General features: G+C 33.3%; 20 protein-coding genes. 18 read left to right on the top strand and 2 right to left on the bottom strand.

The window, feature by feature from the left end; translation table 11 throughout:
- The first annotated feature begins 111 nt into the window (after positions 1–111).
- From LC036_RS08775 to LC036_RS08700, 16 genes are all read left to right on the top strand, one after another.
- The gene (locus LC036_RS08775; RefSeq protein ID WP_226581145.1) at positions 112–885 is read left to right on the top strand and encodes a tyrosine-protein phosphatase; all 774 of its coding nucleotides are present in this window, start codon (positions 112–114) and stop codon (positions 883–885) included.
- Positions 886–1,510: 625 nt separating this feature from the next.
- Positions 1,511–2,389, top strand: a complete 879-nt coding sequence (gene galU / locus LC036_RS08770) for a UTP--glucose-1-phosphate uridylyltransferase GalU (RefSeq protein ID WP_226581143.1) — start codon at positions 1,511–1,513, stop codon at positions 2,387–2,389.
- A gap of 20 nt (positions 2,390–2,409) precedes the next feature.
- Positions 2,410–3,735 (top strand): UDP-glucose dehydrogenase family protein, encoded by a 1,326-nt coding sequence (locus LC036_RS08765; protein WP_226581140.1) that lies wholly within the window; start codon positions 2,410–2,412, stop codon positions 3,733–3,735.
- A gap of 74 nt (positions 3,736–3,809) precedes the next feature.
- Positions 3,810–4,433, top strand: coding sequence for a sugar transferase (locus LC036_RS08760; RefSeq protein WP_226582481.1), 624 nt, complete (start codon positions 3,810–3,812; stop codon positions 4,431–4,433).
- Positions 4,434–4,450: 17 nt separating this feature from the next.
- Complete coding sequence (fcl, locus tag LC036_RS08755; RefSeq protein ID WP_226581137.1) at positions 4,451–5,398, top strand: GDP-L-fucose synthase; 948 nt, start codon at positions 4,451–4,453, stop codon at positions 5,396–5,398.
- A gap of 12 nt (positions 5,399–5,410) precedes the next feature.
- Positions 5,411–6,448: a GDP-mannose 4,6-dehydratase gene (gene gmd / locus LC036_RS08750; protein WP_226581135.1), complete on the top strand. Its 1,038-nt coding sequence runs from the start codon at positions 5,411–5,413 to the stop codon at positions 6,446–6,448.
- Entirely contained in the window at positions 6,441–7,751 is a 1,311-nt protein-coding gene (locus tag LC036_RS08745; RefSeq protein WP_226581132.1) for a flippase, read from the top strand. Before gmd ends, LC036_RS08745 begins: the two co-directional genes overlap by 8 nt.
- A gap of 53 nt (positions 7,752–7,804) precedes the next feature.
- Entirely contained in the window at positions 7,805–8,734 is a 930-nt protein-coding gene (locus LC036_RS08740) for a nitroreductase family protein (RefSeq protein ID WP_226581128.1), read from the top strand.
- Complete coding sequence (locus LC036_RS08735; RefSeq protein ID WP_226581125.1) at positions 8,731–9,771, top strand: polysaccharide pyruvyl transferase family protein; 1,041 nt, start codon at positions 8,731–8,733, stop codon at positions 9,769–9,771. Before LC036_RS08740 ends, LC036_RS08735 begins: the two co-directional genes overlap by 4 nt.
- Positions 9,740–10,864, top strand: coding sequence for a glycosyltransferase family 4 protein (locus tag LC036_RS08730; protein WP_226581122.1), 1,125 nt, complete (start codon positions 9,740–9,742; stop codon positions 10,862–10,864). Before LC036_RS08735 ends, LC036_RS08730 begins: the two co-directional genes overlap by 32 nt.
- Positions 10,861–11,634, top strand: coding sequence for a glycosyltransferase family 2 protein (locus LC036_RS08725; protein ID WP_226581120.1), 774 nt, complete (start codon positions 10,861–10,863; stop codon positions 11,632–11,634). The genes LC036_RS08730 and LC036_RS08725 overlap by 4 nt, the downstream gene beginning before the upstream one ends.
- A gap of 35 nt (positions 11,635–11,669) precedes the next feature.
- Positions 11,670–12,764, top strand: a complete 1,095-nt coding sequence (locus LC036_RS08720; RefSeq protein WP_226581118.1) for a glycosyltransferase — start codon at positions 11,670–11,672, stop codon at positions 12,762–12,764.
- Between the two features lie 57 nt (positions 12,765–12,821).
- Complete coding sequence (locus LC036_RS08715; protein ID WP_226581116.1) at positions 12,822–13,937, top strand: hypothetical protein; 1,116 nt, start codon at positions 12,822–12,824, stop codon at positions 13,935–13,937.
- Between the two features lie 165 nt (positions 13,938–14,102).
- A complete protein-coding gene (locus LC036_RS08710; protein WP_226581113.1) occupies positions 14,103–15,485 on the top strand; it encodes a sugar phosphate nucleotidyltransferase in 1,383 nt (460 codons plus the stop codon).
- An 8-nt stretch (positions 15,486–15,493) separates the two neighbouring features.
- Positions 15,494–16,567, top strand: coding sequence for a glycosyltransferase family protein (locus LC036_RS08705; protein ID WP_226581110.1), 1,074 nt, complete (start codon positions 15,494–15,496; stop codon positions 16,565–16,567).
- Between the two features lie 218 nt (positions 16,568–16,785).
- Positions 16,786–17,751 (top strand): LCP family protein, encoded by a 966-nt coding sequence (locus LC036_RS08700; protein ID WP_226581107.1) that lies wholly within the window; start codon positions 16,786–16,788, stop codon positions 17,749–17,751.
- A gap of 61 nt (positions 17,752–17,812) precedes the next feature.
- Here LC036_RS08700 and LC036_RS08695 read toward each other — a convergent pair whose 3' ends face one another.
- A complete protein-coding gene (locus LC036_RS08695) occupies positions 17,813–19,519 on the bottom strand; it encodes a phospho-sugar mutase (RefSeq protein WP_319004447.1) in 1,707 nt (568 codons plus the stop codon).
- On the bottom strand, positions 19,482–20,501 hold the full coding sequence (gene manA / locus LC036_RS08690; protein ID WP_226581103.1) for a mannose-6-phosphate isomerase, class I: 1,020 nt from the start codon (positions 20,499–20,501) through the stop codon (positions 19,482–19,484). Before manA ends, LC036_RS08695 begins: the two co-directional genes overlap by 38 nt.
- A 771-nt stretch (positions 20,502–21,272) precedes the next feature.
- Here manA and LC036_RS08685 point away from each other — a divergent pair.
- Both LC036_RS08685 and LC036_RS08680 read left to right on the top strand, forming a co-directional pair.
- Positions 21,273–22,055, top strand: coding sequence for an accessory Sec system protein Asp2 (locus LC036_RS08685; RefSeq protein ID WP_226581101.1), 783 nt, complete (start codon positions 21,273–21,275; stop codon positions 22,053–22,055).
- A gap of 497 nt (positions 22,056–22,552) precedes the next feature.
- Positions 22,553–24,553, top strand: coding sequence for a cell wall-binding repeat-containing protein (locus LC036_RS08680; protein ID WP_226581099.1), 2,001 nt, complete (start codon positions 22,553–22,555; stop codon positions 24,551–24,553).
- Positions 24,554–25,395: the final 842 nt, after the last annotated feature.

Below are 25,395 nucleotides of genomic sequence, written 5' to 3'. Positions count from 1 at the left end.
TCAATATTTTGTATGAAATTGGTATAATCTCTTTTAGTATTAAATTTTCGGATAGATAAAGAGAAATATATAGGGATAGGATTAAGATTAATAAAGAGGGGAGTCAGACTTTTGATTGATATACACAGTCATATTTTGCCTGGGGTCGATGATGGCGCCCAAACCATTGAAGAAAGTATAAGGATGGCAGAAGCAGCTGTCGCGGATGGAATTAAGACCATCGTCGCTACACCCCACCATAAGAACGGCGTGTTTGATAACTTTAAAAACAACATTGCCATTCAGGTAGCCGAATTGAACCGAACTTTTCAGGAGCGGGGCATTGACCTCGAGGTATTACCTGGACAGGAAACACGAGTGTATGGGGAACTCGTTCAGGGGCTGGAAGAAAACGAAGTTCTTCCTATTAATACGAACACGAATTATGTGCTTGTTGAATTCCCGTCGAGTTCAGTTCCACGCTTTGCTACCCAGCTTTTCTTTGATATTCAGGTAGCAGGCTACAAGCCGATTATCGTCCATCCGGAACGGAATAAGCAGATCATAGAAAATCCGGATCTATTGTATTCCTTTGTGAAAAAAGGAGCTTACGTTCAGTTGACAGCGGGGAGTGTCTGTGGTCACTTTGGGAAGAAGATTAAAAAGTTTTCCGAACAGTTAATAGAAGCTAATCTCGCTCATTTGATAGCATCGGATGCTCATAACACAAAAACAAGAGGCTTTTGTCTATCAGATGCCTATGGAGAGGTACGTGAAAATTATGGTCTTGATATGGTCTATATGCTTTCAGAGAATGCAGAAGATGTAGTCGATAATAGAGTGTTACAGGCTAATCCGCCGGAACATGTGAAAAAGTCGAAAATCTTTGGTCTTTTTAGCCGTTGAGTAGTTAAAATGGAGTAACTATAGTCGTGGTCATGGTCTATGGTTGCTTCATTTTTTTATAAAGTTTAACACTATGTAAGCGGATACGGCTAAATGATAAAAAGTTTTTATAAATCTTTGTAAAATAATGCTACCAAACCCTTCAATCTGCCAATAGAAACTGTTACAATAAGTTTTGTTACAAAAACGTTACAAAACTAATAGTTTCATATTTTTAGTTCTCTGAGCATGGTTGGGAAATGATGTCCTTCTTTATTGTGCCTTCTCCATTTTATCTAGAGACTTTATACATTTTCTTATCTGGGGGAGGTACATTAACCTATATTAGCCATGGTTATTTTTGGTACCCATGTTCAAGATGGATGATGTTGGGTAAGAGTATGAAGACCATCTATTCTAATTGGAAATTAAGAGCAATAAATTCCCTCACAATTCAAGCTGTATTTACCCCATTTTATATGAATTTAAAAAGACGGTTGAGTATAGCGATAGTTGAATAGCAGACTTATTCTAGCTTAAATCATCAAATTAAAGTGAAAGTGTACAAGTATCTGAAGATAGAAATTTACTAATACCATATTAGTGAAATATAAACTTATTTAATAAAATTAAAGGGGAGTAACTAATGAAAAAAGTAAAAAAAGCCATAATTCCAGCTGCTGGGCTTGGGACACGTTTCCTACCAGCGACAAAGGCAATGCCTAAAGAAATGTTGCCGATTGTTGACAAACCAACCATTCAATACATAGTAGAGGAAGCCATTGAATCAGGCATTGAAGACATTATAATTGTTACTGGTAAAGGGAAGCGAGCAATTGAAGATCATTTCGATAATAACTTCGAGCTGGAAGATAACTTAATGAAAAAAGAAAAGTTTGAACTGCTTGATAAAGTAAACGAAACATCCAACGTTGATATTCACTACATAAGACAAAAAGAACCAAAAGGGCTTGGTCATGCCGTTTGGTCTGCGAGAAACTTTATTGGAAATGAACCTTTTGCGGTACTTCTAGGTGATGACATTGTTGAAGGGGAGACACCATGCTTAAAACAGCTGATTGACCAGTATGAGGAGACGGGTTCATCTGTTATTGGAGTTCAACAAGTAGAAGACAATCATACACACCGTTACGGAATTGTAGATCCAAGCGCGAGTGAAGGACGCCGGTACCAGGTCAGCAATTTTGTAGAGAAACCGAAACAGGGAACAGCCCCTTCAAACTTAGCTATAATGGGCAGGTATGTATTAAATCCAGAAATTTTTGGTTTTCTTGATCAACAAAAAACAGGAGCTGGCGGTGAAATACAATTGACCGACGCGATTCAAGAATTGAACGAATTACAAAAAGTGTTTGCTTATGACTTTGAAGGTAAGAGATATGATGTAGGCGAGAAGTTTGGCTTCATTAAAACCACGATTGAGTTTGCTTTGAAAAATGAAGAAATAGGTGCTGATGTAGAAGAGCTTATGCACTCACTAATACGTCAAAAAGTTAAGAACTAAGCATCATTGGAGGTAATCACTTGAAGATAGCTGTAGTTGGAACAGGTTACGTCGGTTTAGTTACCGGCGTGAGTCTTTCTGAAATAGGACACACCGTTACTTGTATAGATATTGATTTGGAAAAAGTAGAGAAAATGCAAAAAGGTATATCCCCAATCTATGAACCAGGGCTTAGTGAAATGATGAGTAAGAATATAGAAGAAAGTCGTCTCTATTTTACAACGAATCATACAGAAGGGTTTAATAATGCTCAAGTAATATACATTGCCGTTGGAACTCCTGAGAATAAAGATGGTTCAGCAAATTTGAATTTTGTGAAACAAGTTGCACTTGATATTGCTACAAATATCGAAAAAGATACCATTGTGGTTACGAAAAGTACAGTCCCAGTAGGTACTAATACTATAATAAAAGAAATCCTACATAAAAACTTGAGAAATGATGTAAAGGTCAGCGTGGTTTCTAATCCTGAGTTTTTAAAAGAAGGATCGGCAATCTATGACTCTTTCAATGGAGATCGTATCGTTATAGGTACAGAAAGTAAAGAAGCTGGAGATACCCTTGAAGAAATCAATCGACCATTTGGCGTACCTGTATTTAGAACGGATGTAAAGAGTGCTGAAATGATTAAGTACGCATCAAATGCATTTCTTGCAACGAAAATCAGCTTTATAAATGAAATCTCTAATATTTGTGATCGTCTGAATGCTAATGTTGAAGATGTTGCAAAAGGTATGGGATTGGACAAGCGTATAGGTGATCAATTTTTGCAGGCTGGAATAGGGTATGGAGGCTCTTGTTTTCCTAAAGATACCAAAGCACTTATACAGATTGCCGGTAACGTTCACTATGACTTTGAACTGCTAAAAGGTGTAGTAAATGTCAATAAAAAGCAACAAGGTTTAATTATTGATAAGTTACTAGAAAGAATGCCTGACATAAAAGGGAAAAAGATCTCAGTATTAGGGTTAGCTTTTAAACCGAATACGGATGATATGCGTGAAGCTGCGTCGATTGTAGTTACGAATCGTTTAATAGAAGAAGGTGCAGAAGTAACAGCATATGATCCTATAGCAGTTAAGAACGCTAAACATATTCTTAGCTCCGAAATTACGTACTCCGATAATATAAAAGAAGCGGTAGAGGGAAGTGATGCCACTTTAATCCTCACAGAATGGAATGATATAAAGAGTATAGATTTGAGCCTCTTTTCTACAATGAATTACCCGTTGGTTATAGACGGTAGGAATTGCTTTGCCTTAGATGAGATGCGGAAACATAAGGTGGAATATCATTCTGTTGGCCGTCCTGTAGTATCTGAGGAGCTTAGTGGGGTTCTTAACTAATTTAATGAAGGTAGGTGAACTTCGTGGCTCAAATGAATACCAAAAAGACCACTAGTCAAATAGATCCCAGCCAAATGGATAATAAGGATAGCGCCCTATACTTGATAATAAAAAGGCTGCTGGATATAGTAGGGGCGACGTTAGGTATTATAGCTTTATCTCCATTATTTATATTGATAGGTATACTTATCAAAATTGAAGATGTCAAAGGCCCTGTATTCTTTAATCAAGTTCGCGTGGGTAAAGATGGTCAAACATTTAGAATGTATAAATTTCGCTCTATGGTTTCAAATGCAGAAGAGCTGAAAGCTGAACTTATGAAACAAAATGAAGCTAATGGTCCTGTCTTTAAAATTAAAGAAGATCCTAGAATAACTAAAGTAGGAAAATTCATTAGAAGGACAAGTATTGATGAATTACCCCAACTTTTTAATGTGTTTAAAGGCGATATGAGTTTAGTCGGGCCAAGACCTCCTTTACCAAATGAAGTTGAACAGTATAACAATTACGAGAAGCAAAGATTAACTGTTACACCGGGATTAACTTGTTATTGGCAGGTTAGTGGGAGAAGTAGTATAGGTTTTGATGATTGGGTGAAATTGGACTTGAAGTATATTAATGAAAGAAGCATCTACTTAGATATGAAGTTAATTTTTAAGACCGTTCTTGTTTTATTTGGTTCTAAGGATGCTTATTAGAAAGGTGGAAGACTGTTATGGATTTTAATTCAAGAATATATGTAGCGGGCCATAGAGGTCTAGTAGGCTCAGCTATCTTAAGGAAGTTGAAGAGAGAAGGCTATACGAACTTAGTCTATAAAACCAGTAAGGAGTTAGACCTCACTGATCGCGATGCTGTTAAGGATTTTTTTGAAAATGAAAACATAGATTATGTATTTCTTGCAGCAGCAAAAGTAGGAGGAATAGTAGCGAATAATGAGTTTCCGGCAGATTTCATAAGAGATAACATCCTTATTCAAACAAACGTAATAGATGCATCTTATCGCAACAACGTTAAAAAACTACTGTTCTTAGGGAGTACTTGTATCTATCCTAAGCATGCTCCCCAACCGATGAAGGAAGAACATTTATTAACTGGAGAACTAGAACCAACTAACGAACCGTATGCTATCGCTAAGATTGCTGGAATTAAAATGTGTCAATCCTACAATAGACAATATGGAACAGATTACATATCAGCTATGCCGACGAATCTATATGGTGAGAATGACAATTTCGATTTAAAGACATCCCATGTTCTCCCCGCGTTAATTAGGAAGTTTCATGAAGCAAAAAGTGAAAACAAACCAAGTGTTGAGATATGGGGAACAGGAACTCCAAAGAGAGAATTTCTTTACTCTGATGACTTAGCAGATGCAACTATATTCCTTATGCAGAACTATTCTGGAAATGAAATTGTTAATATTGGCGTGGGTCACGATATATCTATAAGAGATTTAGCGGCTACTATTAAAGATATTGTTGGTTTTGATGGACAGATTACTTTTAATACATTAAAACCAGATGGAACACCTAGAAAATTGGTGGATGTCACTAAACTTAATGATTTGGGTTGGGAAGCTCAAACCACACTTGAGGACGGCATTAAGGAAGCTTACAAATGGTATTTAAATAATATAGAGACAAAAATAGAAAGCAAATAGCAGGAGGATACTATGAAAACAGCATTAATCACAGGGGTTACAGGACAAGATGGATCATTTTTGGCAGAATTACTATTAGAAAAAGGTTATGAGGTACATGGTATTGTTCGAAGAAGCTCTTCATTTAATACGGAAAGAATAGAACACTTGTATGTTGAAGAATTAAAATCTAGTCAAAACTTTCATATTCACTATGGTGATTTAACAGATACATCAAATGTAATTAGACTGATAGGTGAAATTCAACCAGATGAAATATATAACTTGGCAGCTATGTCTCACGTTAAAGTGTCCTTTGATACACCTGAATATGTTGCAGATGTAGATGGGATGGGAACTCTTAGAATTCTAGAAGCGGTAAGGATATTAGGATTAGGGGAAAAGACAAGGGTTTATCAAGCTTCAACTTCGGAGTTATACGGAAAAGTGCAAGAGGTTCCTCAAAAAGAAACAACGCCATTCTACCCAAGATCTCCTTATGGCGTAGCAAAAATATACGGTTTTTGGATTACAAAAAACTATAGAGAATCTTATGGGATGTTCGCCGTCAATGGTATTTTATTTAACCACGAGTCGGAACGGCGTGGGGAAACTTTTGTTACAAGGAAAATAACACTAGCTGCTTCTAGGATCGCTAAAGGCAAACAGGATAAATTATATCTTGGAAACCTTGATGCAAAGAGGGATTGGGGATATGCGAAAGACTATGTGGAGTGTATGTGGTTAATGTTACAGCATGACATTCCGGAAGATTTTGTTATTGCAACGGGAGAAATGCATACTGTAAGAGAGTTTGCTACGTTAGCATTTAAGCACGCGGGAATTGATTTAGAATGGCACGGAGAAGGTATTTATGAAAAAGGTATAAATCGTGAAAATGGAAAAACATTAGTAGAAGTAAATCAAAACTTTTTCCGTCCTGCGGAAGTTGAACAATTACTAGGCGATCCAAGTAAAGCAAAAGAATTGTTAGGATGGAACCCTAGAACTACTTCATTTGAAGAATTAGTTAGGAAGATGGTAAAGGCTGAATTTAAGAAGGATGAATAAAGGCAAGTTACTTTCTTTCTTGAAAGATAAAAGCAATAATAATGCAACTTGGCTAATGCTTGATAAGTTAATTAGAATGTCCCTAAACATTCTAGTGTTCTTATATTTTGCACGTGCTGTTGGAGCGGAAGAATTCGGACAATATAATTTTATCATGTCGTTAGTTTTAATTATGCAAGGAATATCAACCCTTGGGACAATGGGGATAACAACCAGGGAACTAGTCAAATACCCTGACAAAAGAAACGAATTAATAGGTACAACTCTAGCAATAGTATTCTTTATGTCATTAGTATCATATATATCAATAATATTGTTTGGGTTTATTTATAACGATAGTGGCCCTATCATATACTATTTCGTTATTGGATTATTAGTAGTATTTCAAAGCTTAGAAGTGATAGATCTATATTTCCAGGCTGAGAAAAGGATTAGAGAAATAAGTAGGATACGAATTAAGAACACTTTACTTTTTGTAATATTTAAAATCGTCATTCTTACAATAACGGAAAGTTTACTGATTATATCATGTGTGTTTATTTTTGAATATATAGTAATGTATATGAAATATCTTATAACCTATAGAAAGATAAATGGAAGATTAAGGGCATTGAAATTTAGGTTGAATATTGCGAAAAGGTTATTGGCAGAATCTTGGCCATTAGCAATTTCAATATTAGGTTCAGTTATATATTTAAGAATTGATCAAGTAATGGTTCAATTCATTGCTGGTAATTCAGCAGTTGGTAATTATGCGTTAGCATCAAAAATTTCAGAAATGTGGATATTTATCCCCCAAGCAATAGCTGTAGCTTATTTTCCTAAGATAATTCAATCTCAAAATGACAAAAGAAAGTTCAACTATAATATGCAACAACTGTACACGGTTATTTTTGGTTTATCAATTATAATTATCCCTATTATATTGCTAGGTTCATCTGTAATACCGTTAATTTTAGGGGAAGAATATCGTGAAGCTAAATCTATATTACAAATCCATGTATTTGGACTGATTTTTTCTTTTTGGGGAGCAATTAGAAGTAAGTGGTTTATTGCAGAAGGGTTGTTAAAGCTTTCATTATTATCTCATTTAGGTGGAGCTATTTTAAATATAATCTTTAACCTCTTTTTAATCCCATTATATGGAGGGGTAGGTGCAGCAACTGCCACTGTAATATCATATTGTTTTTCTTATTATATATTAAATCTATTCTTTAAGGATACACAAATTGCTTTTAAAATGATGTCTAAGTCACCATACAAGTTGGTTGAACTATTAAGTAAGAAGGTGCTCAAGAATTGATAAAATCACTTATTCCAAATAGCGTTAAGACTAGATTGAAAAAAATCCAGTTAATGTCTGATTATTTTTACGACTTCAAGAGGTTCAAGAAATACTCAGGATTAAATCTATCAGAAAAAAGAGAAGCACAATTAAAAGCTAGAATTACCGCACAATATCACGTCGTTGAAAAAGGAATGACACTACCAAAGACAAGGTTAGGTTATGGAGTAGGAGTAATAAATCAACTCCTTAGTAACTTGGAGAAATTTGATAAATATAACTACGAAAAAAACTGTACGGAATATAAATCAGCCGTAGCTACATTACAATCTTATGTGGATTATCATCTAGTAAAAGAGTATAATGTCGATTGGCTTATTCCTAAATTAGATAAGTTTCAAATGAAAAAAGATAGTATAGGTGGAATAATAGAGTATACAAGAGAAGAGATTGAAGAAAAAAGTAAAGATCGGTTTTCTGTTTTCTCTCAAAGTCGACATAGTGTTAGACATTATTCAGACACACCAATAAATCCTCAAAAGATTAAAAATGCAGTGAAGGTTGCTCAAAAGTCACCATCAGTTTGTAATAGACAATCATCGAGAGTTTACTATACTTTTGAAAAAGAAATTATTAAAAAAGCTTTAAGTTACCAAAGTGGTAATAGAGGGTTTGGTAGCTCTGCAAATTGTTTATTGGTTGTAACCTCAGATATTAGATCTTTTAATGGAAGAAACGAAAGAAATCAATCATTTATAGATGGCGGAATCTTTACTATGTCTTTGTTATATGGCTTACATGAAGAAATGCTTGGGGCTTGTCCTTTAAATTGGTCAACTACAGCAAAAAGAGACCTAGAAATTAAGAAACATTTGAATATTCCTGAATATGAAAACATTATTCTTATGATCTCAGTTGGTAACTTGCCAGACAAAATTAATATAGCTAAGTCAAACCGTTTGGGCACGGAAGAAATATATAAGGAGTTAAGGTTTAGATGAAAATAGGAATAATTACGTACCATCACACTACAAATTTCGGTGCTACTCTACAAGCATATGCATTATCAAAATTTCTTAATGATGAAGGTTTTAATGCTGAAATAATAGACTATAGACCCAAAAAAGCCGTAGTTACTTACTTGCGTGCTAACTATCTAAATAAACAATTGCTAAATAATAGAAAAAAAGTGTTGAAGATGAATAAATTTATGGAAGAGAATATTTCTATTTCAAAGAAGAGGTATAGTAGTAACACACACCTATCCAATGTGAAGTATGACCTGCTCATTACAGGTAGTGATGAGATTTGGAATATTGATTCAATTAGAGGGTTTGATAAATCATATTTTCTGAATTTTTCTAATGTACCTAAATTAAGTTATGCCGCGAGTGTAGGAAGTCTTAATTCTTTTGGAGAGAAGGCACATGAAATTTCTAACCTCCTTAAAGAGTTTTTGGTTATTCTTGCCAGGGATAAAAACACAATAAATTTATTAGAAAAAGAATGTTATACTAACTCTAATTTAGTATTGGATCCGACCTTTTTAATTTCATACCCTTCTGCAAAAAAAAGGATAATTAATAGTGATTATGTGTTAATATATGGAGAATTAACCCAGGAAGAAGAAGAAGTCATTAGAGAAAGTAAAAATAAATTTAAGATAGTCTCAGTTGGCTATTTTAATAAAGTTGCAGATATTAACTTTATAGATGCTGATCCATTTGATTTTTTAAGCTTAATAAAGCATGCGGTAAAAGTATATACAAACTTTTATCATGGCGTTTTATTTTCACTTAACTTCAGCAAACAATTTAAGTTCTTAGTAAGAGATAATAAGACTAATAAAGTTTATGATATACTTGATCGATTTAACATCATGTATGAAGATACAAATATTAAATCTGAAAAAGAAATAGATTATTCTAAAGTAAATCAACTAGTCTTAGATGGTAAAAGAAGATCTATAGAATTACTTAAAAAAAATATAGAGAAAGTTGAGCAAAATGAAAAAGATACTTTTCGTAACTCACTATAGTAGTATGTATGGGGCTAATAAGTCTATGTTAAAATTGATAAGTCACTTGCAAGGACTAAGTAATAAGGTAGAAGTTTTACTTCCAAAGAAAGGCGAATTAGAGACACATCTAAAAGAAATGGAAATACCGTATACTATCTTTCCTTACTGTAATTGGGTTAAGAGTTCTAACGAAAAAAATTTAAAACTAGCGCTTAGAAAGTTTTTTTTATTAGTATCAAGTATAGGTGTTAAATTAAAGTTTAGGGCTAAGAAGTATGATATTATTCATTCAAATTCTTCATGTACTAATATGGGGGCTATAATAGCGTCTGCTAACAATAGCAAACATATATGGCATATTAGGGAATTTTTAGAAGAGGATTATAACTTAGAGTTTATAAACAAAGAAAAATCAATTAATGTAATGAATAATGCTGATAAAATCATTAGTATTTCCAATGCAATTAACGAAAAATATAAACACTGTTTTGATATAGGAAAGATGAAAACAATATACAATGGGATAGACTCCGCAGACATTACATCTTCTAAAAATAAAAATGAAAATAGGATTGGTATTTTACTATCAGGCTATATAAGTGAGCAAAAGGGACACTTCCATGCTATCGAAGCTATAAACCTTCTCTCTAAGAAATATAAAAAAAGAATAAGAATTTTTATAGCTGGAGAAGGCGAAGCTTTTTATGAACTCAAAAAGTTAGTTGAGTTATATCAATTAGAAGATACCGTAGAGTTTTTAGGTTACGTTAATAATTTGAATCCATATAGAGAAAAGTGTTCTATAGCTTTGATTCCTTCTCTGAATGAAGCTTTTGGAAGGACGTTAGTTGAAGCAATGTTTTCTAAAATGTCTTTAGTGGTTTCTAATTGTGCTGCATTTTTAGAATTAGTAAGTACAAAGAATGCATATTTTTACGATAAAAACGATTATGAAGCTTTAGCAAATGTACTTGAGAATGCCATTGAAGCATATGAAAAGGGTTATACTAATAAAGAAGTAGATGAAAATTATATAAAGGCATTTAACAAATATACATCTTCTCAAAATGCAATAGAAGTAAATGATGTCTACAAGGTGGTCGGTGGATGAGAAAAAAACTTTTTACTATAGTCACTGTCGTATATAACGATGTAGGGAATATTGAAAAGACTATTGAAAGTGTTTTAGCACAAAAAAATAAAAATTACGAATATATTCTCATTGATGGTAAATCCACTGATGGAACACTCGATATACTGGATAAGTACAAGAAAAATTTCGATGTATATATATCTGAAAAAGACAATGGAATATATGATGCAATGAACAAGGCTACTAAAGTTAGCAATGGGGAATATATTATCTTTTTAAACAGTGGGGATCTTTTAAATTCAAGCTCAGTTTTAAATGAAATAGAGAATGAAATAATAAAGAATCAGTCTCCTGACACTTTGTTATTTAAGGTTGCTAATTACGACGGAGAAGTTATCGGGAAGTATAAGCACCTTAATATTGTAAATTATGAAACATATGGTTGTCACCAAGGTTATGTTATAAAAACCGAACTACAAAAACGCTTTCTTTTTGACACTAATTATAAAATCAAGGCAGATAGACAGTTATTACTAAATATTTTTCAAAATGATTATAGAATTATAACCATTAATAAATATATCGTTAAATATTTAGATGGGGGAGTATCTAGTAAAGATATTATAAATAAGGAAAAAGAAAATATAAAAATAAGCATTTATAATAATGTTAAGTTAAGGTATATTATGTTGGTTTTATGTATTTCTTCTTTGAAAATGGTTTTGTTTAAATTAAGTGAATTGCTAGGGGTGAATTGGGAATCCCTGAAAAAAACCACCATAAGATGAATGAATAAAGATAAAAATATTGGAGTATATTAACTATGAAAATCCTACACGTATGTGAGAATATTAAGGGCGGAGTGGCAACGCATTTAAATGAATTACTAAGTCATCAATGCAAAGCATATGGATATGAAAATGTTAGAGTGGTATTACCTGAGGAGCAAATAAAAAATCTAGACTATACAAAAAATATTGCTAGTTATCCTTACCATAAAAGAAATCTAAAATATATAGTCAAAGCTATAATGTATATCCACAAGCAAATTATAGCATTTAAGCCTGACGTAATTCATCTTCACTCAACTTTTCCTGGTATTTTTGTACGCGTTTTAGCCTTGTTTAAGAAAACTAATAATTACAAAATACTATATTGTTCTCATGGATGGTCCTTTTTAATGGAAACTGGTAAATTCAAGAAATTACTGTATAAAGAAACTGAAAGACTACTAAGCAAAGTTACTGATAGAATAATAAACATTTCTCATTATGAACAAACACAATCATTAAAATATGGTATTGGGAAAGGAAAGAGTGTAGTTGTATATAATGGAATATCAGTACAAAGTAATTGTGAGGTAAGTCCCCCTCCGGTCACTCGAGACTTAGAAAATTTTTCAAAGAGTTATATAAACATTCTATTTGTTGGAAGGTTTGATTTTCAAAAAGGGATTGATTACCTAATTGAGGAGTATAAAACATTAACCACTTCCAATATTAGATTGCACTTAATTGGTGATTATGTTCTAGGGTCATCTCGTGTGGACATTCCATCTGATGTCTATGAATATGGGTGGGTTAGTAACAACTTATTGAATTTATATTATAAACAGGCTGATGTAGTTGTTGTCCCTTCTAGATGGGAAGGATTTGGAATTGTATCTATAGAAGCATTGAAACACTCATGTGCTTTAATTGTAAGTAATAGAGGTGCATTGCCTGAAATAGTTGGTACCAATGATATTGGATATATATTTAACTTAGAAAAGGGTGCTTTAGCTGGTATAATGGAAAACTTAGAAAAGTCTAAGTGCAGAGAGTTAGGGTCCAAAGGGTATGATATCTTTACAGAGAAGTTTACAAGCTCGCAAATGGTAAAGAAAATTGATACGGAATATAGTGATTTATTATTATAAAAAAACTCTTACTTACAAATTCAAGGACAGAAATAGTAGTAAAGCAGGTGGAGTAAATTGACAAAAGAACATATTAATAGCATTTTATTTTTCATGTTACTTTCACTTGGTGGCTTAGCTTTTATGTTTATTAATCCTTATATAAACCATCACAAATTTTATATAGATAGTTATACATTAATGAATTCCACGCCAAGTCTTGATGCAGGTTCTTTTGAATCCTCAAATTTGTTAACTCTACCCATTACTAATTTCATAAAAACTATGGGGGTTGATGTTTCTAGATACGCATTTTCTATAGATGCACCTTTTCACTTTACAAATATTGTTTACTATTTTCTGTTTATGTTGCCTATAGGATTAATGTGGAAATTTAAACCTGTAAAAATAAACCTAGTAACTCTAATCCCTCTATCAGTATTATTTATCTTATTTGCTTCATTTTACGCAGTACCTACAAAAGAAATTATTCCTTTTTATATATCTATGATATGTGTATACCTATTAATTGGAAGAAAACACAAAACGTTTTTGTTTATTATCATACTAATGTTTACTATCTACGGATTCGTTATTGGTAGATATTATTTTGTTTTATTTATGGGTATATTTACTTTACATCTACTAGCAAAAGGTAATCGGAAGGTAATAATTATAGGATATTGTAGTTTATTAACTATTGCACTGTTTTTATTTGATACTCCTGCATTCCAGTTGTTATACAAAGCAAGAGCTACTAGTATTATTAGCATTACAGATTCGTGGATTCATCTATGGTTTAATGATTCTTCATTTATTGGATTTATTTCTAATAGGATTACAATATTTATTAGGTTGTTATTCCCTTTTAATTTGCTTACATCCTTTAAATATTTACCTTTTGTTATTTTTCAATTAATAGTTACATTATTGATGTTTAAAGGTTTAAAACTCAGAAAAACTAATTTTGAGGTTTACATTTGTGCATTAGTAGTATGGGCTTTTACAATTGCACAAGGAATATTTGAACCTGATTATGGTTCATACTTTAGACATAAATTAACTTGTTTCCCTTTTATTTATTTGCTGATCTATAGTTATTCAAAGAAAGATATAAATATTTCTTATAGTAATAAAAAAATATTCACTAATTACAAAGAGAATAAAAATAATTCTAAGTTTGATCCTATTTAAATAATTAACTTATGAATGTGCCAATAAAACTTATTTAGAATATCATCTCCACTTGATGGAGGTAGAATTTGAATGCAATTATAATGATAATTTTCATGTAAATTTTAACATTTTAAGTATATAGGATAATAAACTCATTCTAATTAACATAAATGGAGGCGAATTATGAAGTTAATTTTGTTATCAGGTGGGTCTGGTAAAAGACTTTGGCCTTTATCTAATGATACAAGATCTAAGCAATTTTTGAAGATGCTACAGGATAGTTCAGGAAATAAACAATCAATGGTTCAAAGAGTTTGGGAGCAGATTAAAACAGCTGGATTAGATAAATCTACAACTATTGCAACTTCAAAAGTACAAAAAGAAATGATTCATAATCAATTGGGTATAGATGTTCCTGTAGTAACTGAACCCGAAAGAAGAGATACCTTCCCTGCTATAGCATTAGCAGCTTCGTACATTAATTCTTTTGAATCTACTTCTGAAGATGAAATGATTGTGGTTCTTCCTGTAGATCCATTTGTTGAAAATGAATTTTTTGAAAAAGTAAAAAATCTGGAGGAAGTGATTAATCAGACTAAAGCTGATTTAGCTTTAATAGGTGTTGAACCTACATATCCTTCTTCTAAATATGGTTACATAGTTCCTAGTAAACGGCATGACAATTATGTAGAGGTCAATCATTTCACAGAAAAACCAACTGAAGAGGAAGCTAAAAAACTCATTGGAAATAATGCTCTATGGAATTGTGGGGTTTTTGCTTTTAGATTAGGCTATTTATTTGACTTGATGAAAGAAAAAAACATGCCAATAGACTACAACACGTTAAATGAATCATATAAAGAATTACCTAAAATTAGTTTTGATTATGAAGTTGTAGAAAAGGCCGAGAGTATAGTGGCTCTTCCTTATGATGGATATTGGAAAGACTTAGGGACGTGGAACACTTTAACAGAAGAAATGGCTACTAACAAAGTAGGGAAGGGTGTTATTTGTGAGGAATCACAAAATACTCATCTTATAAATGAATTAGATATTCCAGTAACAGTTTTAGGATTAAATAATTTAGTAGTTGCTGCAAGTCCTGATGGAATATTAGTAAGTAATAAAGAGTCCAGTCCTAAAATCAAAGAATTTATTAAAGGGTTTAATCAGAGACCTATGTATGAAGAAAGAATATGGGGTTGGTCCCGAGTATTGGATTACTCTAGTTATGATAACGAAGAAGAAATGGTTACGAAGAGAATATGTATTGAAAAAGGGAAGAACTCGACTTATCACTACCATAATTTAAGAGAAGAAGTTTGGACTATTGTAAAAGGCGAGGGAGAACTTGTAATAGATGATCAAATCAGACGTGTGAAAGCTGGAGATGTTGTTCATCTACCATCTGGTAAAAAACATGGAGTGAAAGCAATATCTGAATTGGAATTTATTGAAGTACAAACAGGTAAAGGTATTAGTGAAGGTGATGTAATTAGAATTCATTTTGACTGGGAAGATGTTATAGCGCAATTTAAACAATCTAAATCTAGTGTAATTCTATAAACTTCATAATGAAGAAGATCGTGTACTATATATCAGATTATGGATATGGACATGCTACAAGAAGTATAGCAGTCATAAGAGAAATAATTAAATTTAGTAAATCAGATTTGAAGATTATTGTATGTCATTCATTTGCAATAGATTTTTTGAGAACATCTTTACAGAGTGATCAATTAGAGTATCGTGAAGTGGAGACGGATATCGGTTACAAACTAAACCACAACAGTATGTTTCCAGACTCCTATGCTCAAGAGGAGGAGTACTTAAGATTTATTAAGGACTGGGATTTACGGTTACAAGATGAACTGAATTTTTTAAAAGAAAATGACGTAGACTTAGTAATTTCTGATATAAGTCCCATTCCCTTTATTCCTGCTCACAAATGTAATATTCCTAGTATTGGGATATCTAACTTCACTTGGTATACTGCTTATCACTCATTAGTTCGTGACGAATACCTCCATGTTTTCAAAAAGGCTTATGAACATATGAATTTTTACTATTCGTTATCTGGAAATTTTGAACCATTATGGGGAGCACATGGAAAATATAATTTTAAATGGTTAGCTAGGCCCTCAGAATTTAATGAAGTACAAAGAATAATAGAAAAAGTGAATCCAAGTAGAACCAAAACTATTGTTTATTTTGGTTTAGGTATGAAAGTAAGTATAGAAGACATACAGTCATTTGAAATATGGGATAATAAGGATTGTATATTTCTAGTTTCAAGTAACCTTAACTTAGATCTTCCGAATGTGTATAAGATCCCTGAAAATTACACAGAATCTCAAAATTACATCTGTGCAGCGGATGTAGTAATATCTAAGGCAGGATGGAGTACAGTAAGTGAAGCAGTAATTAACAACAAACCATTAGTAATACTAGATAGGAATAACATGTCTGAGGATAATAACACTGTAAAATATTTAAGAGATAATAATCATCTTATGTTATTATCTTGGGAAGAAATAAAAAGTTTGAAAATAGATTCAAAATTATTGAACACATTACAAGAACAAAAGCTATATAACAGCCAGAATGATATATATATAGTCGCAAGAAATATTCTAGAGACTTTATAATTGGATATAGACCTTCTACTTCTATATTTAAATTTGGTGTTATTATGTATCTTATGAAGATTAGGAATCTATGAGCTTTAGTTATTTAACTAAAGCTCATTTTATATCAATTAAACTAAGTTAAATGTGACATTAGTAAATGGGATTTAAAAAACTACAACTTTAGAGTAAAGATTTCTATTGAATGAACATAATAAAAAGAGGTGAAATAGAATCTAATGAAGAGAGGAAAGAGATATCAAAAGAAAAATAGAAGATGGTTAAAGGTATCCCTTTTGTTATTATTGATAATGACTGTGGTTGGATGTGTTTATTCTTATGCCGTTTATAATGGAGCTAAAAACACCGTGGATAAGAAAATGCATCAAGAAGTCAATTCAATAAATCACGAGGTAACCAAAAAGAAGCTTAAAGAAAATGACCCCCTAAACATTTTATTGTTAGGGGTAGATAAGCGTGCAGGTGACCGTGGACGGTCGGATGCTTTAATGGTTTTGTCAATTGATCCGAATAATAATCGTAGTCAGTTGATAAGTATTCCAAGAGACACTCGAACAAAAATGGTCGGAGATGACCCTCAAGCGGGTAGAATGGATAAAATCAACCATGCTTATGCATTCGGCGGGACTGAAATGTCTATTCAAACGGTAGAGAACTTGTTAAATGTAGAAATGGATTATTACGTAAGGATGAATATGGAAGGTTTATCTGAGATGGTAAACGCTGTAGGTGGAATTACTGTTAATAATGAACTGCAATGGAAAGATACAGGCTACTATAAAAAGGGGTATCAGTATAGTAAAGGGAATATTAAATTAAATGGTCCTCAGACTATGGGGTTTGTTAGAATGAGATATCAAGATCCTAATGGTGATTTTGGTCGGAATGAACGGCAGAGAAAGGTTATTCAAGCAATCATTGATAAAGGAGCAACTATTGGTTCAGTTAACAAAATTGGAAATGTAATGGATGTCCTTGGTAATAATGTTAAAACGAACATGAATTTTAGTACAATGAAGAACATATTACTAAATTACAGAAGTGCTGCAGATAGTATGGTGACCTATCAAATGACCGGTACTGGTACAAAAATTGATGGAATCTATTACTTGCAAATGTCAGATAAGGAAATTCGAAATGTTCACGATATAATAGAGGAATATAGCTCCAAAAGGCCATCTTGAAGATGGTCTTTTTTATTTATAGTAAAGAGCAAGGTCAATCTTTTGACCTTGCTCTACTCTTTTAGATTAATACATGTAATCGGTCATTAACGGTACCTTTTATAGCAGATAATATCTCTTTACTTTCATTATGGGACCGGGACTTTACGCCATAATAAAATTTAATTTTTGGTTCTGTGCCGGATGGACGGAGGCAGAACCAACAGTCATCTTCTAAAATGAATTTTAATACATTTGATGAGGGTAAATCGATAGATACATTTTTATTTTCTTGAGCAAGATAACGGACTGATGTTTCGTAATCTTCAACAGCAATCACTTTTTTACCACCAGCTTCTTTCATATCTGCATTACGAAAATCATTCATGATATTTTGGATGGTGTCCGCCCCTGATTTTCCTTCTAATTTCATCGACTGAAGTTCCTCAAGGAAATAGCCATACTTTTCATATAGATTATTAAGAGCATCAAGGAGTGTTTTCCCTTGGTTCTTCCAGTAGGCACCTACTTCTGCAGCAAGTATGGCAGCCTGTATGGCATCTTTATCCCGAGCAAAGTCTTTTACGAGGTAACCATAACTTTCTTCATAGCCAAACAAAAACTGATATTCTCCAGTTTGCTCAAACTCACGGATTTTCTCACCTATGAACTTAAAGCCTGTTAAAGTATCTATTGATTGGATATTATAAGCATTCGCAATGACACCACCGAATTCAGATGTAACGATTGTTTTAATTAGCAGACCATTTTCTGGAAGGTTTTCACTTTGACTGAGAAGGTAATCAAGCATAAGTGCTCCTGTCTGATTACCAGTCAGTACTTTGTATTCTCCTGACTCATCTGGGACAGCTATTCCAAGACGGTCAGCATCTGGATCGGTAGCCATTAGTAAATCAGCACCTATGGACTTACCATGTTCAATGGAAACCTCAAAGGCTTGATGCTCTTCTGGGTTAGGAGAAGAAACCGTAGAAAATTCAGGGTCTGGTGTTGCCTGCTCTTCTACTATATGAACAGAAGAAAAACCACTTTGTTTTAAGCCTTTTTCAACTAGAGAACGAGCTGTTCCGTGTAAGGGTGAGAACACGATCGAAATATCTTTGTTCAATTCTGGTTGTACAGTAACGTTTCTTAGCTCTTTTAGATAACTATTATCTATTTCTTCATCAATCCATCGTAGAAGGTTTTTATTTTCTAAGTCTTCCTGACTAGCAACATTCACCTGAAGTTCATCCTCAACTTGATTGACAAAGGTGATGATGTCTTTGGCTTGCTTAGGTGGGACTTGACCTCCATCTTCATTGTAGACCTTAAACCCATTATATTCTGGTGGGTTATGGCTTGCCGTGATGACAATACCAGCTGCAGCGTTTAATTGACGAACAGCAAAAGAAAGTTCAGGTGTTGGTCTTAATGAAGTAAATACGTATGAAGGAATGCCGTGATATCCGAGCACACGCGCTGTTTCTACTGCAAATTCTTTTGATTTATACCGAGAATCATAGGCAATAGCGATTCCTTGATTAGTAAGACCTTGTTGATTTATGTATTGCGCCAGTCCTTCTGAAGCCTTACGGATTGTGTAGACGTTCATTCGATTTGTCCCAGGACCTAACTTTCCACGTAAGCCTCCAGTTCCAAATTCTAGGTTTTTATAAAACGCATCTTCCAGCAGTTCTTCTTGATCACTTAGTTCTTCTAATTGAGAGGCCAAGTCATCATTTAATCCTTTATATTGTTTCCAACGATCGAACTCTTTCTTCCACATGAGCATGACTCCTTTGTTCTATGTTTTGATTAGAATTTGAAACAATTAATGAAGCATTTCCAAGTAAGTCAAATGTAGTAACAGTAGCAGGGACGATGAAATGATCACCTTTTTTGAACTTATAGGGTCCTTCTTTAGTAGCAACTTCTCCGTTACCCTCAATCACACTAATAAGTAGATAAGAATTTAAAGATAAATCTTTGCATACACCATCCAGATCCCATTTATATACACTGAAATATTCTTCTTCAATAAGTTGCTCTTCATTTAAGCTATTGTAGTGGTTACGAATACTACTCAATTCAGGGTCCTCATGAGGGGTATTCGTAACTTCAAGAGATTGTTCCAAGTGGAGTTCACGTTTTTTTCCATCTTGGCCGACTCTGTCATAATCATAAACACGGTAAGTAATGTCAGAGCTCTGTTGTGTTTCAAGAATTTGTATTCCTGATCCAATCGCATGAATGGTTCCACTAGGAACATAATAAAAATCACCAGGTTTGACTTTAACTCTTCTTAATAAATTATTCCACTCACCATTGTTAGCCATGAATGCTAACTCTTCAGCATCTTCAGCATGATGACCAAAGATGATTTCTGAATCTTCTTCGCAATCTATTATGTACCAGCATTCTGTCTTACCATAATTTTCTCCTTCAACTTCTCTTGCATAAGTATCATCTGGATGTACTTGAACAGATAAATCTTTCTTCGAATCTAATATTTTTATTAATAGAGGAAATTCTTCTCCTTTTTCATGAGCAAAGAGTTCACGATGATGATTCCATGCTTCAGCTAATGACAGACCCTTCAAGGGACCATTTTTTATTAGGCTGGGACCATTAGAATGACCGGATATACACCAAGCTTCTCCAGTCTGGTTTGAAGGTATAGGATAATTGAAAATTTCTTTAAGTTTTGTTCCGCCCCAAATTCGTTCCTTATAGTTTGGTTCTAGGAATATCGGTTCATTGTAAACCATTTATTCACCTCTTTTTTTCTAATAACAGGTTTAATTGTACCATAAATTAAATAAACAAAATATACTAAATTGGTAAGTCATAGGAGTTTTGAAATTAGTATAAAGTATAGATATTATAGTTCTGTTAACACTAGATTAATTTACTATATTTTTTAATATAGAGTGTTTAATCTAAAATGAACCTCTAAACGACAAATTAAAAAACATATCTCATTGTTTTCTCAACATATTTTTCGGGAAGAGAGTGATAACATACACTTATGAAACGCTTACAATACATGTGGACATGAAAGGGGAGTGCTAATAATGTTGTTGAAAGAAGGAGATTTTTTAACAGGGTTAATAAATGGATCGTTGTTGTCTATTCCAGTGTGGGGCATCCTCTTCCTTGCGGTTACTCGGTTAATTTGAGTTAATAAATAATAAAGAAGGAACCACTGTAGGCTATCGAACCTCAGTGGTTCCTTCTTTACATCTCAGAACTTGACTCACACAAAATAAACATAAGCATTACGTAATACACTAGTTTAGAAACAACGTTATTTTTAGTGAAGTGATATGATTTTCTAAAGATGTTGGTTATCTTACCAATGGAATTTGATTTGAAAAAGTGAATATTGCAATTTCACAAGATATATTAAAGATATCTTCCGTATTTTCTTGACTATTCATTTGCTTAAAACTAGGCTATATTAGGGGAGCACTAGATGAACAAAATGATAAGTATTTACTATTGTAAAGAGTCAAATTGAATAAAAAGGGGAATGAAGATTGTCTTTATCAAATTTTATTTTTAAAAACCAATACATACATAAGGGTTCTACTGAAGTGAAATACTTTTATTGGGCACCCGAGACAGAATCTAACCATCTAATTGTTACTTTTTCAGGTTTTAATGGGAAAGAAGAACATGGAGAGCCTGCCTATTACAACTACGTAAGACAGCTTGAAGATACTGATTGTCATAGATTATTTATTCTTGATAATTATGATGGACACCCTTGTTATTATCTAGGGGCTGAAAGTAAATTAGATTATGAATCTAGTGTAATATCAATAATTTCCCAAGTAGCTAACGGCAATTCAATTCCACTTGAAAATATTATTCTTGCAGGTTCAAGTAAGGGCGGTACAGCAGCCGTATATTTTGGTTTGAAATATAATTATGGCCATATTATTGCTGGAGGCATGCAAACAAAAGTGGGTGACTACCTTTATGAGCTATCACCTTACACAAGATATGTAGTTCTTCGGTTAATTACTGGTGGTTATGATAGCGACGCTAGAGAACGGTTGAATAATCATTATAGAGAGCTTTTCTTAAATTTTAAGGGGCAGTCAAAAATTTCTCTTCACATAGGTAAAGGGGATCATCATTATAAGAACCATCTATTACCTTTTACTAACATATTGGACGATAGAGGGATAGACTATAGCTTGGATGTTGGAGATTATTCTGAGCATTCAGGACTTGCAAAGCATTTTGGGCCTTTTCTAATTAAAGAGGTAAATAGCATATTGGGGCTTCCTGTCGCACCTTTAGGAAGGGAATAATAAAAAGCACTCCATCCAGGAGTGCTTTTTAAATTAAGGTATAACTACATATATGTTGGATATTTAAAAATATACGCATACCTTGTGCAAGCAACTACAAAACGTGTACTACCTCCTGATATTTTGTATGAATTTAAGGAAATGGTGGATGGGTGCTACAGTAAATTCGACTTACAACTAATGCAGATATATGTATTAATCTTATTTAAAGTCTAATCATATGGCAGCCTCTCGCTTTGTTTTAAAACACACATTAAGTGTAAGGCCTTCGTAGAACTTATTATAAAGATATAAGTATGTTTTCATAATTTTTCACCTCTTTTATTTATATATTCTATTAAATACAGGTTTAATCTATAATTGAAATAATATTAAACTAGTATAATTGTACCTCGTACTAATGCATCGAATATAAATCAGTGGTATTATTTACTGGTGTCTATTGCATAATTCATATATCAAATGGAGTGGTTTTTGTGAAATGTTGGAAGTGGTTGATGGTGTTATTATTTATAATAGCATTTATTTCTACAACTATGAGTAAAGTGGAGGCGGAGACTACCGGTACGAAGGTAAACGGTATTCTTAAAGAAGATACAATTTGGACGTTAGAAAATTCACCTTACAAGTTCGAGGGTAATGTTCAGGTAGCATCTGATGCTACTTTGACTATTGAACCGGGAGTAGTTATAGAGGGTGATGGAGAGTCACTGCAAGTATGGGGTATATTAAATGCATTAGGAAATCCTGATAGCAAAATACTTGTGGATAATCTTCATATAGAACCTGGGGATAATGATTACGATGAAAATTTTGAAATGAATATATCCTATGCTGACATAAAAGGTGGGAGTGTATACCCTGCAACAAGTGGCAGCACTTATGGTTCTATAAACTTAACAAATAGCACCTTAGTTAATATACCTATGATTTATCTATGGTATCCTACCAGCGACGTGCATATTGAGAGAAATATCTTTAACAACACTGGTGGGGTCAGTGTCGGAACTAGTGATGATACAACCGTTTATATTAAAAACAATGTATTCAATGACCAGATAAATAATTATGATCCTTATTTTGTAAAAAATTGGGCTAGTTATGATTCGTCAAAAACTATAGTTAAATACAATACCTTCCTAAGTCATGAAGGTATTACTTTGACTTTGCCAAATGGGTATGATGACGGTAATATGATTGCCAGGGAAAACTACTGGAACACATTGGATACCGAAACTATTGAATCGTCAATATACGATAAAAATGACGACTTAAGTTCAGCTGATTATATTGAATATCAGCCAATTTTAAAAGGTGACCATAATGATACTCCTTTCTATGACTTTGAAGCACCCCAATGGGGAGGCGAAGATGAGATAAAAGTTGTATCTTTTGATGAAAATTCGGTAAGCTTTGAATGGCCAAAAGCAAACGATGATAACACTGTGAAGAAGTACCTGGTTTATAAAAATGGACAAAAGTTAGCCGGGGTGCAGGGGAATCAAACTAGTGTAGACGTTAATGACCTTAAACCATATACTACCTATATATTTAAAATTAAAACTAAAGATAGTGTAGGACATATCTCTTCACAAGCTTTAACTGTACGTGTGAAGACTAAAGGGCTTGGTAGATTATCTGGAGAGAATCGTTATGAAACAGCCATTGAAATTTCTAAGGCAGGATGGGAATATACAGATACAGTAGTTATAGCACGTTCTGATGATTTTCCAGATGCTTTATCAGGTGCTCCTTTAGCATATAGCTTAAACTCACCCATTCTACTAACTTCTAGTGATCGTTTGAATAATGGTACGAAGGAAGAAATAATGCGGTTAGAAGCAAAAAAGGCTGTTATTCTAGGCGGAAAAAATGCAGTTTCTAATGATGTATATAAGAGTTTGGTTAATATGGGCTTAATTGTACAAAGAATTGCAGGAAGTAATAGATATGAAACTTCCAAAAAAATTGCCGATCAAATAGGTTTTGAAAATGGTGCTGCCGTGATAGCGAATGGCTCTAATTTTCCAGATGCTCTTTCTATAGCTTCTTATGCATCTAAAAACGGCTACCCCATTCTATTAACAAAAGAGAACATGGTACCACCTTCAACTCGTTCTTCACTAAGTGAAGTAAAAGAAACGATAGTAGTTGGGGGAACAGGTGTCATATATAGAACAGTTTCTGATTCATTACCTTCTCCCTCCAGGTATATGGGTGAGGATAGATATGGAACGAACCTATCTATAGTTAATGGTCTACCTTCAGAAGGTAATACAGTATTTTTCTCAACCGGAGAAAGCTTTGCAGATGCATTGACTGGATCAGTCCTCGCAGCTAAATTAGATGCAGAAGTTCTTCTTGTTCGTCCAGACGAGATTATGGAGGAAACTCTTCAAACTTTCCGTTCTAAGGAATATGACTATGTTGAAATTTTAGGTGGGACAGGAGCAGTAAGCGACTCCGTGGAAAATGAAATTAAGAAAAACTTAAGATAGTAGCAGATATTCAACACTTGCTAAGTGGATGAAAAACAGTTCTATGGATTAATTCTGTAGAGCTGTTTTTAGTGCTTTTATGTCTTAACCTTCAAGAGGCACCTCCGTCCATTCATTGGACGGGGGTGCCTCTCTACTACACACTCTTTAAAAATCATACAAACCATCATAGAGAAAATACCTAGTCTAAGCTATCTTAAAAACATTAAGAGACTCTGGTTTGTTTAACGAGGATACGTTTGCTTTCGTCTTCTCTCTTAAATTGGAATAAATGCCTGACGGGATAAGGGATAGGAAGCTATAAAGGAGCTTATTAAGATTCTTCGCGAATACCATTACATTGAAGATGAAAGTAGGTAGGAGGAGATAGTGCTTGCATACAGGGATAGTTAGCTAGATCTCCTCCTATTCTGTTTGTTCATAGTCTGGCAAAGAAGTGAATAAATAGTTATGATTTTCCAGCAGGCACAGAGAAGTTATCATTTCTCTATGCCTGTTTTTTTAATAGATATATCTTATAGCATTTCATGATGAAGAGGATATAAATGATTTATCTGCTCCATCGTTATTACTTTTGAATGTGTTTATGCAGGAAAAATGGGCTGGAGGGTCAAATTTTTCTCAAGATATGCCTACCTCCTGTAGTTAACTCACACTGACGGTTGTTGTTGGTAAAGAAGGATAAATTCTACGTTTCATAAGTTTATTATTTACAATATTTTGAAATATATTGTCTCATAGTGTATTCTTAAAGAAAATTATTTTTCTCTATTAAGAACTGATTGTGTGGAATTTAATCAGTATTCAACAGATAATAGTACTCTGTAGATGTAAATATGCCT

This window comes from Halobacillus litoralis, from assembly GCF_020524025.1.
Classification (GTDB): domain Bacteria; phylum Bacillota; class Bacilli; order Bacillales; family Halobacillaceae; genus Halobacillus; species Halobacillus litoralis_D.
The sequence above is the reverse complement of the archived record's forward strand: the minus strand, read 5'-3'. Positions and strand labels throughout refer to the sequence as shown.